Here is a 19,748-nt window from a genome sequence, read left to right on the forward strand (position 1 = left end):
CACCATGCCTCAATCATCATTTTTCGGGCCGTGGGCGCTGTACGTCGACGCCGACGGCGACGTACAAGCACACGACGAGCAGCGGATCGTCGACGATCTCCGGGAAAGCCGGGTGACCGATCTCGTCGTGTTCTCCCACGGATGGAACAACGACGAAGCTGCGGCCACGTCGTTGTACGCCAGATGGTTCGATCTTTTGAAGGCTCAGGTCGGCCCCGACCACAAGGTCGGCTTCGTCGGCATCCGCTGGCCGTCGCAGCTGTGGCGCGACGTCACGATTCCCGACTTCGATCCCACGCCAGACAGAACCGTCACCGGTGCCGCCGGGTTGGATGCCACCGCCACAGCCTCCGCGGACACCCCGACACTGAGCCCGCAGGACCTGGCGGATCTGAAAGCTTTGTTCCCCGAGGGGCAATCCGAACTCGACGCCATTGCAGCACTGTTGGCTGCCGAACCCAGCGAGGCCGGTATCGATGAATTGTTCAGTGCTATGCGAAATTTCAACGCGGCAGTGGCCGTCGAGTCGACCGACGGCGAGGCGCCGGAGTCGGGACGACCAGCCATGCTCGACGATCCGGAGAAGGCCGGCACGGTCTTCGAGAACTACGCCGACGCGTTGATCGACTCGGGTGTGGACATCACCGGCGGTGCAGGCGGGGGTGGTGCGGGCGTGCGTGATCGGTTCGAAAAGCTCTGGCAGGGCGCCAAAGAAGCGCTGAGAGGGCTGTCCTACTGGCAGATGAAGAATCGCGCAGGGGCGGTCGGTCGGCGTGGCGTCGGGCCACTGATCGGACGGATGGTCGCCCAACCCGAGTTCAGCGAGCTGCGCATCCATCTGATCGGGCACAGCTTCGGTGGGCGGGTCGTCTCCTTCGCCCTGGCTGGTCTGCCGCCGACAGAACCGTCGCCGGTGAAGTCGGTGACCCTGATCGAGGGAGCCTTCTCTCGGTTCGCGTTCAGCGACCCTCTTCCGTGGTCCCCCAAGGAACGTGGCGCGCTGGCGGGCATGCTGTCGCGCATCGACGGACCGTTGACCGTCTGCTTCTCCAGTCACGACTCCGCGCTGAGCCTCAGCTATCCGCTGGCATCGCTGGCCTCCGGCGACGACAGCGCGGCCGCCGATGATCCACTGTTCCGCTTCCGCGCGATCGGTTCGCTGGGCGCCTATCAGAGTCCGACGGTGTTCATCGACGCCGTCGGCGCGCGGTACCCCTTCACCGCAGGGGCGATCCTCAACATCGATTCCTCAGCGGTGATCGACGAGGGCAACCCGCCTTCCGGTGCGCACAGCGACATCTTCCACGAGGAGTTGGCCTGGATCGTCGCATCGGCAGCGCAGTTGACGGCGTGAGACGCACACCGATTACCTTGTCGGTATGCACGATTCACTCTGGAGCGCAGCCACCCAGCATCCCTTCCTCGATGCCGTCCGGGAAGGCAGCATCACCGCCGACGCATTCGACCGGTGGCTGGTGCAGGACGTACTGTTCGTCACGGATCTGTTGAACTTCCAGGCTCGGTTGCTGGCGCGCGCACCCCGCTACGCCCAGGAGGTGCTCGCCGGCGGATGCGTGGCGCTGGTCGCCGAGCTCGATTGGTTCGAGGTGAAGGCATCCGAGCGCGGACTCGACGTCGGGGTCGTCGCGCTGCCGGCCACGCTGTCCTACCGCGAACTGCTCACCCGCTTGGATGCCGAGCCCGCCGGCGCCGCCCTGACAGCGCTCTGGGCGATCGAGAAGGTCTACCTGCTCGCCTGGTCGCACGCCAAGTCCGATGGCTCACCGTTCGCGGAGTTCGTCGATCACTGGACGGTCCCCGAATTCGCTTCTTATGTAGACGGACTCGAGCAGGTGGCTGATCCGGACACACACGCTGATCTCGTCCGCGAGGTGCTCGAGCACGAGATCGCCTTCTGGGACATGGCGTTGGAGCAATAACTCACGCGCGGAACGCCGATCCCCGCTCTCGGTCGAGGTAGGTGTCGGCCTTGTTGCGCAGGAAGAACACGTACACCACCAACGAGATCGCGATACACACGGTGACGTAGCCGATGAACAGCGGCACCTGGTCGCGTTCCTTGAGCGCCTGGTAGATCAGCGGTGCGGTGCCGCCGAATATCGAGTTGGCGAGCGCGTAGCCGACACCCACGCCGAGAGCCCGGATGTGGGCCGGGAACAGTTCGGATTTCACCAGCGCGTTGATTGAGGTGTATCCGGTCAAGATGATGTAACCCGCCGCCACCAACGCGAACGACGTGAGCGGAGAACGTGTCTCGGGCAGGAACGTGATCAACACGTAGGTGTAGAACACACCGCCGATGCCGAAGAACACCAGCATGGGCTTGCGACCGATCCGGTCGCTGATGATCCCGCCCACCGGTTGCAGCAGCATCAGGAAGACGAGCCCCGCCAGGTTGATCCACGTCGCCGTCATGCCGTCGCCCTTGTAGGCGGTCTTGACGATGGCCGGCGCGTTGACGCTATAGGTGTAGAACGCCACCGTGCCGCCGAGGGTGATCAGGAAGCACATGAGCAGCGGGCGCCGGTACTCGGTGAACAACGCGCGCATCGAGCCGGCACCGGGGTCTTCGCCCGCCTTGGCCGCCTCGATCACGTCCTCGGACAACGACTCGTCCATCGTGCGCCGCAGCCAGAACACCACGATCGCCGCGACACCACCGACGGCGAACGCGATGCGCCAACCGAACTCGCGAAGCTGATCGTCGTCGAGGAAGGTCTGCAGGATCAGGAGAGTGAACTGCGCGAGCACGTGTCCACCGACGAGCGTCACGTACTGGAACGACGAGAAGAACCCCCGTCGCTCCCGGGTCGCCGCCTCCGACATGTACGTGGCCGATGTCCCGTACTCGCCGCCCGTCGCGAAACCCTGGACCAACCGGGCGAGGATCAGGATGATCGGTGCCGCGGTGCCGATCACGGCCTGCGACGGCACGATCGCAATGACCAACGAGCACAACGCCATCAGCGACACGCTGACCGTCAGTGCCGCCCGTCGACCTCGCCGGTCAGCGAAGCGCCCGAAGAACCACGACCCCACCGGCCGCATGACGAACGTGATCGCGAAGATCGCGTACACGTACACCGTCGAGTTCTTCTCGGACTCGTCGAAGAACTGACCCTCGAAATAGGTTGCGAACACGGTGTAGACGTAGACGTCGTACCACTCGACGAGGTTGCCGGATGACCCTCGGATGGTGTTCCAGATCGCCCGCCGGGTTTCGGCGGCACTCGACCGCGGCACTGTCGTGGTGGTCATCGGCGACCCTCCCCTGTCTGCGTAGCCGTACTGTACGAGTGATCCGCCGAACGTGGGGCCTATGCACGCAAAATCAGCCAGATGCGTACGCAACCCCCACGCTCGAGCTACACGGAGTCAGCTCGATCCGTACTCCAGTGCCGCCTCGCGATCGGTGCCACGACTACTGGACAGCGTCAGCCCGTCCGGTTGCACGGAGTACTGGATGCCGTCAGCGGGGTTGACGGCAGTGAAGCCGGCGCCGGAGCGCTGCGCGTTCTGTATTTCGAGGTTCGCCCCGTCGCGCAGTCGCTCGCCCCGGTAGTAGTAGCTGTCGCCGGACCTGCACACCACGGCCAGCGACGCAGCGGTGCGGAGTGCGGCCGCCGCCGAATCGCTGCCGTTGCACCGCGCCGAATGTCCCACGAAGCCTTGCGAATCCGTGCCGGACACCCCGCTGATCGGCCCACTGCTCGACGTCGACGTCGTGGTCTCTGCCGATGTGGTCTCGTCGGCGGATGACGACGGCGCCGACAACCGGGTGGTGGGCGCGGTCCCGGTGCTGCCGCCGCCGAACACCAGCACCAGCGCGAGAACCGCGGCGGCAGTGAGCAACACGATCGTGGCCGCCATCAGCGCCACCTGACCTCGGCTGAAGCGCTGCGCAGGGCGCGGCGGCCGTTGCGGAGCGGGCGCGTAGGGCGGCGGAGGTTGCGCCGGCGAGAACTGCCGCGTCGACGGTGGCGGGGGCGCGACGGGCGGAACCGGTGCAGCGCTCGGCGCACGCTCGGCCGCAGCTCCGGCTGCCCGCGCGAGATCCCCTGCCGAGGTGTAGCGGTCGGCCGGCGCCTTCGCCATGCCACGGGTCACGACATCGTCGAACGCCCGGCTGATCCCGCGGCGCATGATGCTCGGCCGCGGCGGCGCCGAGAACATGTGCGCGCTCATCACCTGCCGCACGTCAGCTGCCTCGAACGGTGCGCGGCCGGTCAATGTCTCGTAGAGCAGGCACGCGAGCGAGTACACATCCGATGCCGGGCCGCCGCGTTCCCCGCTGAACCGCTCCGGCGCCATGTAGGCACACGACCCCACCACCAGTCCGGTGGACGTGACGGTCGTCTCCCCGCCCCCGTGGGCGATGCCGAAGTCCACCAGATAGGCGAAGTCGTCGGGCGTCAGCAGCACGTTCTCCGGTTTGATGTCGCGGTGCACCAGGCCGTTGGCATGTGCGTCGTCCAGCGCCGAAGCCACCTGCCGGATGATCGCCACCGCACGCCGCGGCTGCAGCGCACCGTGGGTGCGGAGCACCTCCTTGAGGCTTGCGCCCTCGACCAGGCGCATGTCGATGAAGAGCACGCCGTCGATCTCGCCGAAATCGTGCACGGGGATGACGTGCGGTTCCTGCAGCCGGGCCGCCACCCGCGACTCTCGGCGGAATCGCTCCTGGAAGGTCGCGTCGGCGGCCATCTCCGGGCGCAGCAGCTTGATCGCCACCATGCGTTCGCGGGCCGTGTCGTAGGCGCGGTACACCTCGCCCATTCCCCCGACTCCGAGCACGGAGCGCAGCTCGTAGGGGCCGAACCGCGTCCCGACCTTCGGGGAGCTCACAGATAGTCCTTTCCGTCCGTACGGGGCTTGCCGACCAGGCTTCCCGCTACGGGCGGCTCGTTCAACCGCTGGTCAGCAGCCCTGCAGCAGTTCACCCAGCTCGACGTCGAAACGATCAGCCAGATCCCATAGGTTATCGACCAACTGCGGGCAGGAGATAACGCCCACGTTGAGACGGTCGCCCACCGACATCACCGTGATGTTGAGCCCGGACCCGTGGAAGATTGGGCCGAGCGGGTAGAGCGCGGTCACCTCGGCCCCACAGCTGTAGAGGGTCGCGGGCGGTCCGGCGACGTTGGAGATCACCACATTGTGGATGGCGGTGCGGGTCAGCGGGGTCCGCGACAGCAGCGCCAGCATCCAGCTGTACATGTTGCGCGAGAGCAGCTGCGCCAGGTCGACCAGCAACGTCGGGCCCAGTGAGCCGCTGTGCTCCTTGGCCCGCTTGTTGGATGCGGCAATGGTTTCGAGCCGCTCCAGCGAGTCGGCGACATCGGTGTGCAGGTTGCAGAACATCCCCGAGAGCTGGTTGCGCCCGGGCCGGTCCGATTCGCCGTGCACCGACGCCGGCACCACCGCGATCAGCGGCTTGGCCGGCAACTCGTCGCGGTCGGCCAGATATCCGCGCAGCGCGCCTGCGCACAGCGCCATCACCACGTCGTTGACCTTGACGCCGTAATGGTCCTTGACCTTCTTGACGTCGCGCAGGTCCAGCTGCACCAGCGCGATCGACCGTTCCGAGGTGAGCTCGGCGTTGAACCGTGTCTTCGGCGCGGTGAACGGTGCCGCCATCGCGGTGCCCGACACCGCCCGGTTGACGGTCTTGACCACCATCGCCGCGGTCTCGGGGACCACCCGCGTCAGCTGCCACGGCCGCGTGACGAACCGGACGAAGCCGTCGGCGGCGATCGCCCACGCGGGCGCGTCACCGGGTCCGTCGACCGGGGCGGGTGGCGGCGCGTCCGGTTCGAGGGCGCACAGCGTCTCCAGCAGGTTCGCCGCCGACACGCCGTCGACGGCGGCATGGTGGACCTTGATCATCAGCGCCAGCGGACCCCCGGCATCGAGCGACGCCCCGTCGAGACCCTCGATGACCCACATCTCCCAGAGCGGCTTGCTGCGATCCAGCGGGATGGAGGCGATGTGGCCGCACACGTCCGCCAACTCCTCCCGTCCACCGGGCGACGGCAGGGCGATCCGGTTCAGGTGGCGGTCGAGGTCGAAATCTCTGTCCTGCACCCATACCGGATGGTCGAGGTTGAACTGGCTGTCACCGAGTTTGGCGCGCAGTTCGGGAAGCGCCTTGATGCGGTCACCGATGTCGCCGCGGAATCGTTCATACGTGAACCCACCCGGCACCGTCGAGGTGTCGACCAGCACTATCGACGAGACGTGCAGCGGCACCGTGGCCGATTCGCTGTACAACAAACCCGCGTCGAGACCACCCAGCCGTTCCACCGCAGCGAGGTACCCGTTGCGGTGGAGTCGTCAAACGCCCCGATCGTCGAACTGCACGACCTCGCCGCGGTTGATCGACACCCAGTCCCGGGCCTGCAGGTACGGCCGGAACGTCTCGGTGATCGCCTGCTGGTCGGCGACTGTCTTGGGTCGCTGCAGCTCGTAGAGGTGCGGGAACTCCGTCCACGCCACGACGGCCTGCCAGAGCCGCAGCGCCGCAGCACCCGTCGGCGGGTCGATCAGCACCGGCCCGAACAGGCACTGCCCGTCGGCGAAGAACAGCGTCGGCACCCCGTAGCCGCCCTCGTCGACGACGCGACGGTGGTCGGCGAGCACCTCGTCGTTGGTGGTCGGGTCGGCGATCGCCTCGTCGACCACACCCGGGTCGAAGCCGAGCTCGGCGAGAAGGTGCCGGGCCACCCCTTTCTCGTGCGGCTTGTGGCCGTCGACGTGCAGGGCGCGGGCCGCCCGCTCGTACCACGCGTCCACGGCCGACATCGACTGCCGGCGCAGCAGCGCTCCGATCCGCATCATCGACCAGCCGTAGGACCACTCCCGCTCCCACGGGTGCTTCTTGCCCTCCTGGCGGTTGATCTCCTCGAGACTGAAGAAGCGCCAGTTCACCGTGATACCGGTGAGGTCGCGCACCTCGCGCATCCACCGCGACGTCTGATAGGCGAAGGGGCACATCACGTCGAAGTGGAAGTCCACGGCGACAACCGAATCCGGCGTCACATCGTGAACCTCAGGTTGCGTGCGGCACGGTCGCCGAGCTCGGCGTCGCCGGTCCACCGGATGCGGCCGGCGTCGATCTGCGCCTGGGGGTCGATGCGGCCCGAGGCCAGCTGGACGAACGTGGTGGAGTCAGTGGTGACGACGACGTCGGGGTCATCGATGTCCTCGACGGCTTTGGCCTTGCCGTCGACGCGGACGTTCAGCCTACGCACGACCGGACCGGTGAGGTCGAACGTGATGCTCGTGCCGTCGGGCAGCCCGATCTTCTTGCCGACGATGTAGCCGATCGAGCTGTCGACCTGGTCGAGCGCCACCTCCGCGGCGACGCCGCCGTCGTCGGTTGACCGGCCCAGCGCGGTGGTGATGTCACGTTCGTGCACCCAGATGTCGAAGACGCGGATCGCGAGGAAGCGGCCGTAGGTGCCGGGACCGACGGGCATCCACGACGGGCGGTCGTAGTCCTCCGGTGACAGCGCGGCGAGATCGCGTCGCCTCTGCTCGAAGACCGCGTGCATCTTCTCCGGATACGGGGTCGGATCAGCGACGAATTCCGCCGCGCGCTCGAAGGGGGGCAGCGCATCGACACTGTCCGGCAGCCATCCCGCCAGCACCGCCTCGATGCTGACGACGTGGTCGAACACTCCCCGTACGGTCCAGTCCGGACACAGCGACTGCGCCTGCCAGTCGGCGTCGCTCAGGTCGGCCGCGAGTTTCTCCATCGCGGTGTAGCACTGCTCGAGCGCAGTGCGGATGTCGTCGGGAGTACGAGAGGGCATCCCTCTTCTCTAGCTGTACGAGCCCCCCGAGGGAAGCTTTTTCGCGAACCTGTTCGCGCCCTCAGGCCGGGATCGCCGCCGGCTGGGCGTCGGCGGCCAGCGTCGGCAGTGCAATCGTCATGCCGTCGACGGTGATGCGGCCCCACGAGTAGAAGTTGAGGAACTTGATCGTCGACGTGACGAGTTGCACCGTGACCGATTCACCCGGTTGCAGCGTGTGCGCCACTTCCTCGAGGGAGAACGTGACCTGGCGCGTGGTGCCGTCGAGCGTCACCGGGATGGCCGTCGCCTGCGTACCGAGAACCAGGCCCGTCTTGTCGTCGACGATCTGGGCGTAGACGTGTTTGGCGTTTCCCGTGCCGGAGTAGGTCAGGGTCAGCTCGGGCGCTCCGACGATGTGCGTAAGTTCCTGCGCCGGAGGCACTTTCAGATTCACCGCATTCAACGCCGGACCGGCTGAGGCGATGCCGAGCAGTGTCTGGATAGGCCCACGGAACAAGATGCGGGGGTCGGGTCCTGAGCCGCCGACGAACGGGATGAACGGGATGGTCTTCGGATCGTCCTCGGTCGCGATGATCGGCGTGCCGTTGTCCACCGGGTACTTGCCGGAGCTGAACCAGACACCGTTCTGATCGGTCCACTCGAATTCCGGCCCGGTGACTACGGATTCGTCACCCATCACGTAGCGATCCAGCCAGTCCATCGTCCGATCGAGGATCACCTCGCCTTTCTTGCGCTGACTGAGGCACGCGCCGTGGCCACCGCAGTACCAGATCACCTTCGTTGTGGTTCCCGCGGCGAGGAGGGCCTTGGCGTTGGCGTCGGCCTGGCTGAGCGGGAAGAGCGTGTCCACGGTGCCCTGGATCAGCAGGGTCGGCGCCGTGATGTCCTTGATCTGGTCGGCGAAGCCGAAGCTCTCGACCAGGTCGAGGTCGGACTGCTTCACCTTGCCGAACAACACGCCCATGACGGCGACCGGAAGGATGCGCGGGTGCTCGCGCGCCAGCGTCAACACCAGGACGGCTGGCAGCAGCGTGCCCCAGGCGCTGTTGACCGCACCACGGGGGAAGAGCACGTCGACGAGGTCGTTCCACGCGATCGTGGGCACGATGGCATCGATGCGGTGATCGATTGAGGCCGCGGACAATTGGATGCCGCCGCCGTAGGAGGCGCCCACCATGCCGAGGCGTGGATCGTTCGTTGCGTCGAGCTTCACGTACGGCAGCGTCGACAGGAAGCTGATGATGTGCGACACATCGCGGCCCTCGAGATCCGGGGAATCCAGGTGCATGATGCCCCCGGACCGCCACTCGCCCCGCGGATCCCACGTCACCACGTTGTACCCCGCTTCGCGCAGCCTGCCGATCCCGATCACGTCGTACGGGAGCAGGCTGTCATTGTGCAGAGCCAGCGATGTCGAACCCGGCAAGCCGAGGCCCGGACCGTCGAGAACCGTTGGGGCCTGCCCCTTCTCGTCGAACGCCAGCGACGGCATCACGTTGACGAAGATCCGGGTTCCGTCGAACGAGGTGACCCAGTAGCTCTTCGGCTGCGGCGTACCTGGCGGGTTGAAACGGTTGAGCGGGAAGCCGATGATGGGCTGCAACGCGTCCCCGACGAGCGGAAGTGCATGCAGCGTGCGGACGATGGGCGTGAAGACGAACGTGCCGAGTACCGGGATGCGCTGCAACCAGAACAGCGGCGGGTGCACCTCCTCGACCGTGACCCCGTCCGGGATCTCGTAGCTGTCCGCGACCTGGCCGGTGGTCGGCGCGGCACCGACGGCTGTCGGCAGGTCGCTGGTGGCCTCACGTCCGGCCGTCACCACCGACATGACCAACGAGGCCAGCCCCGGCAACGCCGGATCGTCGCCGGCGTTCGCGGCGGCACGCTTGGCGGCGATGCGATCGAGCAGAGGCGTGAAGGTGCGGGCCGGTTGCTCCGGCTGCTGGTCCACGTCCTGCGCTGTCACCTCGGGTTCGACGCGGTCTGCGACCGGCGCCTTCGCCCAGAAGGGCTTGCGCACGACCGAGGGCACCTCGGCGACAGCCGGTTCGGCAGGCGGCGCCTCGTCTGCCTTCGCGGCGGGGGTGACCGCCGCGAGCCTGTGCCGGTTGCGGACGGGCCTGGTGTCCGCATCCGGCGTGTCGCCATCGACGCCCTGCGTCGAGCGCTTGTTCGCCAGCGCCCGCCGTTCCTTGAGTGTCTTCCGGGGCGAGTCCGACGTCTTCTCGGTCTGGGTCGTCTGCGACGTCGCGCCACTGGCCGTGGCCGAGGAGTCGGTGCCGTCATCGGCTGCCGCAGCGCCCGCACCTGCGAGAACCGCGGCTCCGATCCCCAGTGCCACTGCCAATCCGCCGACACGACCCACGCATGATCCCGCACCCATGGGTCAGTCATACCGTCTGATCTTCCGGCGATGTGGGCGTTTCGCTGCTTTCCTACCGATGAGTCAGATCCGCGGCCATCGACGACGAAAACCAGGACGATTCGCGAAACGCGCGACGGATATCGCGCGCGTCCCGGGAACGTGATCGCGGGTCCGTACAGTCAGAAAGCACACACACATCTGGGCGTCGTCATGAGAGGTCGGCTCCGCGACAGGTCGTATTCCAGCGGCTCATCCACCACACGGACCGAAGCCTGAGGGGCCGTCATGAGCCAGTTCACCGAGACCATGTACGGCAACGCCCAGCGCAGCCGACGCGCGTTCATCACCGGCGAACCCGACGCACCGCTGCGCCAGTCCTGGCTGGAGGTGCACGAACGAGCCGCCCGGATTGCGGGCGGACTCGCCGCCGCCGGTGTCGGCCCCGGCGACGCCGTCGCGGTCCTCGCCGGCGCCCCCGTCGAGATCGCGCCGACCGCGCAAGGCATCTGGATGCGCGGCGCGAGTGCGACCATGCTGCACCAACCGACACCCCGCACCGACCTCGTGCGGTGGGCCGAGGAGACCACCGCCGTCATCCGCATGCTCACGGCCACCGCGGTCGTCGTCTCCGACCCCTTCCTGGCGACGGTCCCGGTCTTGGCCGAGCTCGGGGTCGCGGTACTGACCGTCGATGCACTCCTGACCTATGAGCCCGTTCGTCCCGTTGAGACCGACGACGACTCCGTCGCGCTGCTGCAGCTGACGTCCGGCTCGACCGGTTCCCCCAAGGCGGTGCAGATCACGCACGCCAACATCGTGGCCAACGCCGAGGCGATGACGACGGGGTGTGATTTCGACCTGGACACCGATGTGATCGTCAGCTGGCTGCCCTGCTTCCACGACATGGGGATGACGGGATATCTGACTGTGCCGATGTACTTCGCGGCCGAGCTGGTCAAGGTCACGCCGATGGAGTTCCTGCGCGACACGCTGCTGTGGCCGCGTCTGATCGACAAGTACCGCGGAACGATGACCGCTGGCCCGAACTTCGCCTACACGCTGCTGGCCTCACGGCTGAGGCGCCAGGCCACGCCCGGGGAGTTCGACCTGTCGTCTCTGCGGTGGGCACTGTCGGGCGCCGAGCAGGTGGACCCCCTCGACGTGGAAGAGCTGTGCGCCGCCGGGCGCCGTTCGGCCTGCGACGCGGCGCCATCATCCCCGCCTACGGGATGGCCGAGACGACGGTCGCCGTGTCGTTCTCCGAATGCGGCGGCGGGATGGTCGTCGACCAGGTCGACGCCGACCTGCTGTCCGCGCTGCACCGTGCAGTTCCGACCACGAAAGGCAATGTCCGCCAACTCGTCTCACTCGGTCGACCGCTGGACGGAATGGATGTTCGCGTCGTCGACGAAGACGGCGCCGAAGTGGCCACTCGCGGTGTCGGCGTCATCGAGGTGCGCGGCGCGGCGGTCAGTGTCGGGTACACGACCGTCGCCGGCTTCATCTCCGCCCAGGACGAACTCGGCTGGTACGACACCGGCGATCTGGGTTACCTGACCGAGGCCGGTGAGATCGTGGTGTGCGGACGACTCAAGGACGTCATCATCATGGCCGGCCGCAACATCTATCCCACCGACATCGAGCGCGCCGCCGCCCGCGTCGAGGGCGTACGCGCAGGGTGTGCGGTCGCCGTACGCCTAGATGCCGGATTGTCCCGCGAGACGTTCGCAGTTGCCGTGGAATGCAAGGAGTTTCGAGACGAACGGCAGGTCCGCCGAGTGCAGCGCCAGGTTGCGCACGAGGTGTTCGCAGAGGTCGACGTGCGCCCGCGCAACGTCACCGTCCTCGCCCCGGGCACCATTCCCAAAACCGCGTCGGGCAAGCTGCGCCGCGCCCACGCACTGGCTCTGGTCAGCTAGCCCCGACGCCGCGCACGCAGTAGGCGGCCAGCACCTGGACCACGGGGGCGATGGCCACCAGGTTCTCGTGGCCGATGTTCGAGTAGAACTCCGCGAGGTAACGACCGCTCGCCGCGTGCACGCCCACGATCAGCACGGCGCGGTAGCCCAGTGTGTCGAGCAGCTCGAGTTCCGACGGGTGAGTTCCCGGAATCTCATGGGCCGCTACGAATGCCGACTCGTTCTCGATGGCCTCCGCAGAGGCCGGATAGTCGGCGAGGTCACCACCATCGACTCCGAGGTCGGTGAGAATGGCCAGCCCCGACCACTTGTCGACGACGATGTCCATCTTGCGCGGAGTGACGAGGGCTCGACCGTCCTCGGTGAGCACCGACAGCGCGTACGCGCACGTGTCGGCGGCCCGTTGCAGCTGTACCGCAAGGACTTCGAGTGCCTCCAGGGCCGACATCCCGGGACTGTGGGCGAGCACGTCGACCACTGCTGCACACAGGTCCTCAGCAGCCGACACGCGTGGTCCCTCAGGCGCGCGGCGGCGTGACACGCCGGGGAGATCCTCGCTGCGCGTGACCGCACTGTAGTGGGCGGGGCCGTGCCGCTTGGCTTCGATCAGCGCGGAATCGGCGGCCTGCAGCAGCGCGGCGCCGGTGCGCAGGTCGGCGCCCGCCGCGGCGGCTCCCCACGACATCGTCACTCCGTGGGTGGCGACGTCGGCGAACGCCCGGGTTGCGGTGTTGGCAAAGTCCTGGGCGTCCTGCAAGGTGGAATCGCCGAATATCACGCAGAATTCGTCACCGCCCAGGCGTGCCGCGAGCGCGCCGTCGACTTCGCCTGCGGTGCTGTCCAATACACGCGCCACAAGGCGCAGCAGGTCATCGCCGGCCTGGTGTCCTAGGGTGTCGTTGACCTGCTTGAAACCGTCCAAGTCGCACATCAGCGCCACCGGCGAGCACACACTCCAGTCGAGGCGTTCGAAGTGGCGCTCGACCGCTCGGCGATTGGCGATGCCGGTCAGGGCGTCCTCGAAGGCGTACGACGACACCGTGTTCAGCATCTCCGATCGCCCGATGGCCACTGCGGTGTGCACAGCGATCGCTTGTAGCAGCTGCGCATCGCCGTGGTCGAAGCGTCGGCCGTCGGTGGCACTGGCCCAGATCTCGCCCCACATGTCGTCGCCGTAGACGATGGGCACGCCGAGTTCGCATTCCTTACCCAGGGATTCGAGCAGCTGCCGCGATTGCGGCGGGCACGCGGGATCGTCGATGCAATGCATGTAGGTGCGACCACCGATGACCAGATCCGCGATGGCGGCGTCGTGGGACGGTGTGTAGAACTCGTCGGCGGGCCAGCGTTCTTCGTGCTCCGCCAATGCGCCCACGTTGATCAGGGTTCGCAACTGGCCGGATTCGGAGTCCCATCGGCTGATCGCCAGCGAGGCCGCGCTGACGGCGAGCAACGCCTGCTCGGCGATGACCTCCAACACCTCGTCGAAGTAGTCGGAGCGCAAGACCGCATCGGAAATACGCAGCAGAGCGACCAGTACCGGAACGTCCGCGGCATCGCCGATCAGGTTGTGCAGGGCGGGCGCAGGACCGCCCGCACCCAACAGGTGCACGCGCTCGCTCATGGGCGAGCGAAACGCTTCGTTCAACCGTCGAGGCACATTCCCTCGCTTCCCCGGGCACTGATTCTCTCGATGATACGCAGAACCGCGTTGCCAGGGCTGAGCGCCTACTGGTGACCGTGCTTCTCGCCCAACAGATCTGCGCCGGCACGCGGCGCATCCGGTCAGCTGGCGAGACGCTGCGCCAGTGCTCCGTAGGCGTGTGCCACCGTCGGCCATGCCAGGTCGGGAGCCAACCGCCGCGCCTCGGCAGCCATCGCCCCGGACAGGCGCGGTTGCGTCAGGACCTGGCGCAGCGCGCACACCAACGCCTCCGGGTCGTCATGGTCGACCACGATCCCCGCGCCGCTGGAGAGCATCTCCACCGCGTGCGGAAACGCTGTCGCCACCACGGGGCGACCGTTGGCGATGGCTTCGGTCAGGATCGCCGAGTTGACGTGATCGGTCGAGTCGTAGGGCAAAACGACCACCGCGGCGGACTGGATGAGGTCGGTGAGCATTGCACGGCTGTAGGGGCGAGGGTCGAAGCTGACGGAGTCGGCCACCCCCAACTGGCGGGCCTGCTCGACGCGGGCTTCCCGGTAGGCCTCTCCGTGGACGGACATCTCCGCCGGATTCGTCGGACCGGCGACGACGTATCGCGGCCGACCCGGCACGCTCGTCAACGACGCCATCGCGTCGATGACCCGTTCGACACCCTTGCCGGGCCCGAGCAGACCCCACGTGAGGATGGTGGGCCGGCTGGGCCGCTTGGGCCGCGGACCCACCAATGGTGATCCTCCGTGCGGGATGGTCACCACCTTCGCGCGGTCGACGCCGTAGTCGCGGCACAGGCGCTCGTGCGCGGCGCGGGACATCACGACGACGCGGTCCGTGGTCTCCACGAGCCGTTCCAGGACCCAGCGCTGGTGCGGGTCGGGGTTCTCGAGGACCTGATGGGCCACCGCGATCGTGGGCACCCGGACGGCCGCGATGATCGACAGCACGTCGTCACCGTGAGTGCCGCCGTAGATGCCGTAACCGTGCTGGATGACGGCGGTGTGGCAGCGGTTGAGCTGCTCGGCGATCGAGCTGACGGAATTGTCGACCGGCTCCTGATGCTCCGACGCTTCGTCGGCGAGGCCGACGATGTCGACGGTGTAGCCGAGCGCACGCAGACCCTCGGTCAATGCGGTGCTGAACCGGGCCACACCAGAGACGGTGGGCGCGAGAGGCCCGACAACACCTATCCGGACGGTCGGGCCAAAAGTCTTGTCGCCGTGGAGATTCGAGACGCTCGCCAACGGTCTGTGCGCCGAGGATGCGCGAAGCTCTGATGCTGCCATGGGGTATCCCGCCTGAGCCCGCACGGGACCCCTTGTGAAATGAGGGTGGTGCACACGGCGCCGCTGATCGGTGGTGCGCACTGCGCCGAAAAGAAAGTGGGCTGGTGAGTGTGACTCACCAGCCCACGATCGAAAGCTCGTGCCGCTTAGACAGCCGTCACGTTGACGGCCTGCGGGCCTTTCTGTCCTTGCTCGACGTCGAACTCGACGCGCTGATTCTCTTCGAGCGAGCGGTAGCCGCCGCCGGAGATCGCGGAGTAGTGGACGAATACGTCCTCTGCGCCGCCGTCGGGGGCGATGAAGCCGAAGCCCTTATCGCCGTTGAACCACTTCACAGTTCCCTGTGCCATACTTTTTCAACTTCTCTCATGGGATGAAACGCCAGATTCGGCGTCCCGCCCTAACCGTAGCACGCGCCAGGCGAAGGCAATGTCACGAATTGGCGGCCTCACGCCACTTCATGCTCTCGGTGCGCGCGAGACCGACGACGAGACAAGCTGTTTCATAGATCCGATTGTTCGTCGCGTCGATGACGGGAGTCAGTCCCGCGGATGCCCGCAGCACCATCGATCCGAGCGCCTGCGACGTCATACTCGGAACGACAAGCAATTTCACACTGGCCTCGCGCCCCACGATGGACATCAATCGCGGCCGCCGATGGTGTCCGCCGGGCAGCGCCATGCGAGATCCGGCAGCGATGGTCTCGAGATCGAGTTGCCCCTCGGTGGGTGACCAATTGATCTGCATGGTCTCGACTTCTCCGAGCGCAGGGTGCAACGCGCCGATCAGATCGGGGAGCTCAGCAGCGATCGCCGAGGAATGAGGCCACCACGCCCCGTCGATGACGCCGTTCCGGTCGGTCGCCAGACTGACCCGAACCGGCTTCGACGCGCGACGGGCGCGCGGTATGCCGTTCACCGACGTGGCGAATCAGCAGAATGCCTCGGAAGAAGATCGGAGAAAACAGGGGCTTCCACCGGCTCGTCGGACGACGACACCGGAGCATGTTCCTGCTTGGTCTGACGGTGGGAAAACAGTTCAGACGATTCCATGAGCACGTCCTCAAATGTTGGGAGGGTCCCGCCTCAAAGCGGAAGCTTCGATCGCTTCGCCGGCTGAGCAACCCTGGTGTCGACCATACACCCCGGGGGTCGAGGCGACGCAGCGTCGTCGACACCGGGTCCGTGGTGCCGCGACGCGCTCTCAGAGCTGGATGATCAGCACCACCGCGACGACCGCGAATATCGCGACGAAGAAGACGATCGCAGCCACTCCGATGGCCGCGCGCGGATTCAAATTCTTGCCCGCGGTCGGATCAGGGTTCTTGCTGGCCGACGTCTGCGCAGACTGAGGCGGGATCTCCCCCGGGGGGACACCCCCAGCGCGCTCCTCGCTGGGGGTGTCCATGGGGTCGGGATCGGGCGGCAGTGCCGTCACGACAGGTTGCCCTGCCGCTGCTGCTCACTGTCGCCCAGATCCCCCATCCGGTCGGCCTGAGCTCGCGCTCCCGTGGCCGCTCGCCGTGTGACCGCAGCGTCGTCGAGTTCCTTCTCGGCGACGTCCGTCACCGCTGCCTCCGCGGCCTTGCTCCGGTTCTGCGCGCTGCGCTTGGCCTTTTCAGCCGCCGCCACGCTCTGATCCGCCGACGCAGCGATATCCCGCTTCGCCTCCGCTGTGCGCTCGGCGGCCGTGCGTGCTGCCTGCTGCTTCTGCTGCTCGGCAGTCTCCCGGGCGGACGTGACGCGCTGTTGGGTCTGCTCGCGGGCCTGTTGCGGTGTGGCCGAAGCCTTTTCGCGCTTGCGTGCCAGTCGATCTTGGGCGTGTTCCTTTTTCTGCGCCGCGACCTCGTCGAGCCGCATCGCCTCACCCAGCGCCGCGGCGCGCTGGATGCGCGAAATTCCACTCTCCTCCAGGGCAGCGTCTTTGAACGCGTTACCGGCAGCGGCATCGAGTGCGCCCAGCGCACGTTCGTACATCAACCGGCCCGGCGCCTCCTCGCCGATGCGTGGCATGACCCTGTTCTCGATCAGCTGCAACGGCGTGCGCGCCAGTCGGTATTGGAAGCGCAGGAGGGCGAACGGGATGTCAGAGATGTTCATCGAGTTCTCCTAGGAATGGGGATCGGTGGACTCGGCGCTGCGCCTGAGCCTGTCGGCCTCGGCTTGAGCGCGTGCCGCGTCGCCGACCTCGTCGCGATAATCGTCGAGCGCCTCGTCGTACTCGGCTTTCGCCGCCGCGACCTGCTGGCGTTCCTGCTCAGACGCCCGAAGCGCCTCGCTCCGCACCTCGGCCTCGAACTGTGACTCGGCTCGAGCCGCATCACGGCGGCCCTGCTGTTCGGCGGCATTCTGCTGCGCAGCTTCGGTAGCACGCACTGACGTCTTCGCTTCGGCCGCAGCGACTTCGGCAGCTGATCGCTCGTGCGCGCCGCCGCGCCGTGCTTCGGCCGCCGTGCCCTGCGCCTCGGCGGCCTGCGCATCGGCCTCGGCCTCCAGGCGGCTGGCCTGTCGCCGCTGCCGTGCCTCGGTCTGCTCGAGTTGGCCCTGCGCGGTCAGTGAATCGTTACCCGTCACCGCACCCGCCACTTCCTTGGCCTTGCCCTTCGCGGCAGCCACGAAGCTCTTACGGGTCTGGGCGGCGTTGTCGTCAGTCATCTGGCCTCCTTCGAGGAGGTGGCTACCCGGGCTGAATTGATCTACACCGAGGATTCGCGGTGCGGACGTCTCACTTCGTCGCGCCGTTGACGGCGGGGCGCTCGATCATGCCGCGCTCCACACCCCACATGTTCGCGATGGCCCGGTACTCGCCGCTGGCCATCACCTGCTCGAGCGCCTGCCGCAACGCCTCGGCCAGAGCAGAGTTCTTCTTCACCGGCCAGCCGTACGGAGCAGAGTCGAACACGTCACCGGCGGGCACCAGGTCCCCTCGGCTGAGCTTGATCGCGAATCCGGTGACGGGCGAGTCGGCCGACATGGCCTGCACTTCGCCTTTGAGCAGAGCCGTGGTGACCTCGTCCTGGCTGGTGAACACCACGATCTCCACCGGCGCCATACCCGCCGCAGTACACTCGTTGCTCTTCCGGGGCAGCTCGTCGGTCTCCTGCAGAGTCCCTTGCGCGACACCGACTTTCAAGCCGCACGCCGACGTCGGCCCCAGGGAGGTCCCCGGGCGGCGCGCCCACTGGGTGCCCGCGCGCAGGTACGTGACGAAGTCGACCAGCTTCTCACGATCGGCAGTGTCGGTCACCGAGGACGAACCGAGGTCGAACGAGCCGTCGATGACACCCGGCATGATCGAGTCGAACGGGGTGTCGCGGAAATCCGGCACCAACCCGAGGACCCGGCTCACGGCGGTCACGAGGTCCACGTCGAATCCGGTGAGTTGACCGTCGGCGTTCTTGAACTCCATCGGCGCGTACGGAACGTTGACTCCGATCACCAGCCGGCCCGTCTCGCGGACATCGGCCGGGACCGCGGCCGCGATCGAGGCGACCGCCCCGTCAGGCAGATTCAGCGCGGTCGTCGGGCTGTCACGCCACGGTGCCCACACCCACAGCCCGGCCGCACCCGTAGCGATCACCACCACCGCGGCCGCCGCGGAGAGCGCCTTGACCGGAACCCGGCGTCGAGGCCGCGCGGCGTGCCGTGAACCGCGGCCGACCCGGGGCACGGGCGCGGTCACCGCGCGTCGGGCGGCGGCGGCCAGTTCGCCTGCGCTCTGAAAGCGCTTCTCCGGCTTCTTGGCCATACCCTTGGCGATGACCGCGTCGAACGCGGCCAGCCGAGGGTCGGAGTCCGACGGCCGCGGCAACGGCGACACCATGTGACCGGCGATCTGCTGTTCGAGGCTGTCGGCGGGATAGGGCCGCGAACCGGTGAGACATTCGTAGAGCACGCAGGTCAGCGCATAGATGTCGGATCGCCGGTCGACCTCGCCCCCCTCGAAACGTTCGGGCGCCATGTAGGCCAGCGTGCCCAGGGTGCTGCCGGCGGTGGTCAGTCCGTGCTCCCCCGCCGTGCGGGCCAGCCCGAAGTCGATCAGGTACACGAACTCGCCGCCGGTGATGAGGATGTTGGACGGCTTGATGTCGCGGTGGATCAGCCCGGTCGAGTGGGCGGCGTCCAGAGCCTCGGCGACCTGTTCGACGATGCTGACCGCGAATTCGGCACCCAGCGGCTTCTCGGTCTCGGCCAGCATCGTGCCGAGGTTGCGGCCCTCGATCAGCCGCATGTCGAGGTAGAGGCGGCCGTCGATCTCGCCGAACCCGTGGATCGGGACGATGTGCGGGTCGTTGAGCCCGGCGGCGGCCTGGGACTCACGCCGGAACCGCTGCTGGAACACGGCGTCGGCGGCCATGTGGTGGGGCAAGACCTTCAGCGCGACCACGCGATCCGTTTTCGTGTCGTAGGCGCGGTAGACCTCACCCATGCCGCCCTGACCGATCAGCTTTTCGAGTCGGTAGTGACCGAATGGTGTCGCATTCACCGGTGTTCTCCTCGGCTGCGGCCAGACGGTCCGTCGGAAACGATCTACTTCAGTTTGCCGGCGCTGCCCCGGCGCATGTCACGAGCGCACGACCGGTTGCCCACAACGGACATCGCGGTCAAAAAGTTTTACCACGGCACAGCGGCCCCTGCTTTTGTTGGGCGAAAAAGCCAACGGTGGGACGCGCACCAT

The 19,748-nt window shown here is 67.2% G+C and carries 16 protein-coding genes and 1 pseudogene; 3 read left to right on the forward strand and 14 right to left on the reverse strand.

What is annotated here, in order from left to right; translation table 11 throughout:
* The first annotated feature begins 4 nt into the window (after nt 1-4).
* Together PGN37_RS11490 and PGN37_RS11495 are read left to right on the forward strand one after the other, a co-directional pair.
* Nucleotides 5-1,354 (forward strand): serine-threonine protein kinase, encoded by a 1,350-nt coding sequence (locus PGN37_RS11490; RefSeq protein ID WP_335331154.1) that lies wholly within the window; start codon nt 5-7, stop codon nt 1,352-1,354.
* Nucleotides 1,355-1,379: 25 nt separating this feature from the next.
* Nucleotides 1,380-1,940: a TenA family transcriptional regulator gene (locus PGN37_RS11495; RefSeq protein WP_335331155.1), complete on the forward strand. Its 561-nt coding sequence runs from the start codon at nt 1,380-1,382 to the stop codon at nt 1,938-1,940.
* Nucleotide 1,941: 1 nt separating this feature from the next.
* On the opposite strand, the gene PGN37_RS11500 is transcribed toward PGN37_RS11495, so the two are convergent.
* The 6 genes from PGN37_RS11500 to PGN37_RS11525 form a co-directional block, all read right to left on the reverse strand.
* A complete protein-coding gene (locus tag PGN37_RS11500) occupies nt 1,942-3,279 on the reverse strand; it encodes an MFS transporter (RefSeq protein WP_335331156.1) in 1,338 nt (445 codons plus the stop codon).
* Nucleotides 3,280-3,396: 117 nt separating this feature from the next.
* The gene (locus PGN37_RS11505; protein WP_335331157.1) at nt 3,397-4,866 is read right to left on the reverse strand and encodes a serine/threonine-protein kinase; all 1,470 of its coding nucleotides are present in this window, start codon (nt 4,864-4,866) and stop codon (nt 3,397-3,399) included.
* A 72-nt stretch (nt 4,867-4,938) separates the two neighbouring features.
* Nucleotides 4,939-6,324: a WS/DGAT/MGAT family O-acyltransferase gene (locus PGN37_RS11510; protein WP_335331158.1), complete on the reverse strand. Its 1,386-nt coding sequence runs from the start codon at nt 6,322-6,324 to the stop codon at nt 4,939-4,941.
* Between the two features lie 30 nt (nt 6,325-6,354).
* A complete protein-coding gene (locus PGN37_RS11515) occupies nt 6,355-7,059 on the reverse strand; it encodes a mycothiol-dependent nitroreductase Rv2466c family protein (RefSeq protein WP_335331159.1) in 705 nt (234 codons plus the stop codon).
* Nucleotides 7,056-7,835 (reverse strand): maleylpyruvate isomerase family mycothiol-dependent enzyme, encoded by a 780-nt coding sequence (locus PGN37_RS11520; RefSeq protein ID WP_335331160.1) that lies wholly within the window; start codon nt 7,833-7,835, stop codon nt 7,056-7,058. Before PGN37_RS11520 ends, PGN37_RS11515 begins: the two co-directional genes overlap by 4 nt.
* Nucleotides 7,836-7,896: 61 nt before the next feature.
* Nucleotides 7,897-10,224, reverse strand: a complete 2,328-nt coding sequence (locus PGN37_RS11525) for a CocE/NonD family hydrolase (protein WP_335331161.1) — start codon at nt 10,222-10,224, stop codon at nt 7,897-7,899.
* Nucleotides 10,225-10,491: 267 nt separating this feature from the next.
* Here PGN37_RS11525 and PGN37_RS11530 point away from each other — a divergent pair.
* Nucleotides 10,492-12,125 (forward strand): annotated as a pseudogene (locus PGN37_RS11530) (fatty acyl-AMP ligase).
* Here the strand turns inward: PGN37_RS11530 and PGN37_RS11535 are convergent.
* From PGN37_RS11535 to PGN37_RS11570, 8 genes are all read right to left on the reverse strand, one after another.
* Nucleotides 12,118-13,749: a GGDEF domain-containing protein gene (locus PGN37_RS11535; RefSeq protein ID WP_335331162.1), complete on the reverse strand. Its 1,632-nt coding sequence runs from the start codon at nt 13,747-13,749 to the stop codon at nt 12,118-12,120. The pseudogene PGN37_RS11530 and the gene PGN37_RS11535 sit on opposite strands and share 8 nt — an antisense overlap.
* Nucleotides 13,750-13,910: 161 nt before the next feature.
* Entirely contained in the window at nt 13,911-14,936 is a 1,026-nt protein-coding gene (locus PGN37_RS11540; RefSeq protein ID WP_335331163.1) for a glycosyltransferase, read from the reverse strand.
* 281 nt (nt 14,937-15,217) lie between these two features.
* A complete protein-coding gene (locus PGN37_RS11545) occupies nt 15,218-15,421 on the reverse strand; it encodes a cold-shock protein (RefSeq protein ID WP_046366004.1) in 204 nt (67 codons plus the stop codon).
* A gap of 82 nt (nt 15,422-15,503) precedes the next feature.
* Nucleotides 15,504-15,989 (reverse strand): DUF5994 family protein, encoded by a 486-nt coding sequence (locus PGN37_RS11550; RefSeq protein WP_335331164.1) that lies wholly within the window; start codon nt 15,987-15,989, stop codon nt 15,504-15,506.
* Between the two features lie 285 nt (nt 15,990-16,274).
* On the reverse strand, nt 16,275-16,508 hold the full coding sequence (locus PGN37_RS11555) for a DUF6480 family protein (protein ID WP_335331165.1): 234 nt from the start codon (nt 16,506-16,508) through the stop codon (nt 16,275-16,277).
* The gene (locus tag PGN37_RS11560; RefSeq protein WP_335331166.1) at nt 16,505-17,170 is read right to left on the reverse strand and encodes an IF2 family translation initiation factor; all 666 of its coding nucleotides are present in this window, start codon (nt 17,168-17,170) and stop codon (nt 16,505-16,507) included. The genes PGN37_RS11555 and PGN37_RS11560 overlap by 4 nt, the downstream gene beginning before the upstream one ends.
* Before the next feature lie 9 nt (nt 17,171-17,179).
* Complete coding sequence (locus tag PGN37_RS11565; protein WP_335331167.1) at nt 17,180-17,725, reverse strand: CsbD family protein; 546 nt, start codon at nt 17,723-17,725, stop codon at nt 17,180-17,182.
* 70 nt (nt 17,726-17,795) lie between these two features.
* Nucleotides 17,796-19,556 (reverse strand): bifunctional serine/threonine-protein kinase/transporter substrate-binding domain-containing protein, encoded by a 1,761-nt coding sequence (locus PGN37_RS11570; protein ID WP_335331168.1) that lies wholly within the window; start codon nt 19,554-19,556, stop codon nt 17,796-17,798.
* Nucleotides 19,557-19,748: the final 192 nt, after the last annotated feature.

Origin of the sequence: Mycobacterium kyogaense, from assembly GCF_036946525.1 — a bacterium.
Lineage (GTDB): Bacteria > Actinomycetota > Actinomycetes > Mycobacteriales > Mycobacteriaceae > Mycobacterium > Mycobacterium kyogaense_A.

What these genes read in the sequence shown, in the direction of transcription:
- PGN37_RS11520 (WP_335331160.1), bottom strand. Translation starts at nt 7,835, where the DNA reads ATGCCCTCTCGTACTCCCGACGACATCCGCACTGCGCTCGAGCAGTGC.
- PGN37_RS11565 (WP_335331167.1), bottom strand. Translation starts at nt 17,725, where the DNA reads ATGACTGACGACAACGCCGCCCAGACCCGTAAGAGCTTCGTGGCTGCC.
- PGN37_RS11500 (WP_335331156.1), bottom strand. Translation starts at nt 3,279, where the DNA reads ATGACCACCACGACAGTGCCGCGGTCGAGTGCCGCCGAAACCCGGCGG.
- PGN37_RS11490 (WP_335331154.1), top strand. Translation starts at nt 5, where the DNA reads ATGCCTCAATCATCATTTTTCGGGCCGTGGGCGCTGTACGTCGACGCC.
- PGN37_RS11545 (WP_046366004.1), bottom strand. Translation starts at nt 15,421, where the DNA reads ATGGCACAGGGAACTGTGAAGTGGTTCAACGGCGATAAGGGCTTCGGC.
- PGN37_RS11495 (WP_335331155.1), top strand. Translation starts at nt 1,380, where the DNA reads ATGCACGATTCACTCTGGAGCGCAGCCACCCAGCATCCCTTCCTCGAT.
- PGN37_RS11535 (WP_335331162.1), bottom strand. Translation starts at nt 13,749, where the DNA reads ATGAGCGAGCGCGTGCACCTGTTGGGTGCGGGCGGTCCTGCGCCCGCC.
- PGN37_RS11560 (WP_335331166.1), bottom strand. Translation starts at nt 17,170, where the DNA reads ATGAACATCTCTGACATCCCGTTCGCCCTCCTGCGCTTCCAATACCGA.
- PGN37_RS11525 (WP_335331161.1), bottom strand. Translation starts at nt 10,224, where the DNA reads ATGGGTGCGGGATCATGCGTGGGTCGTGTCGGCGGATTGGCAGTGGCA.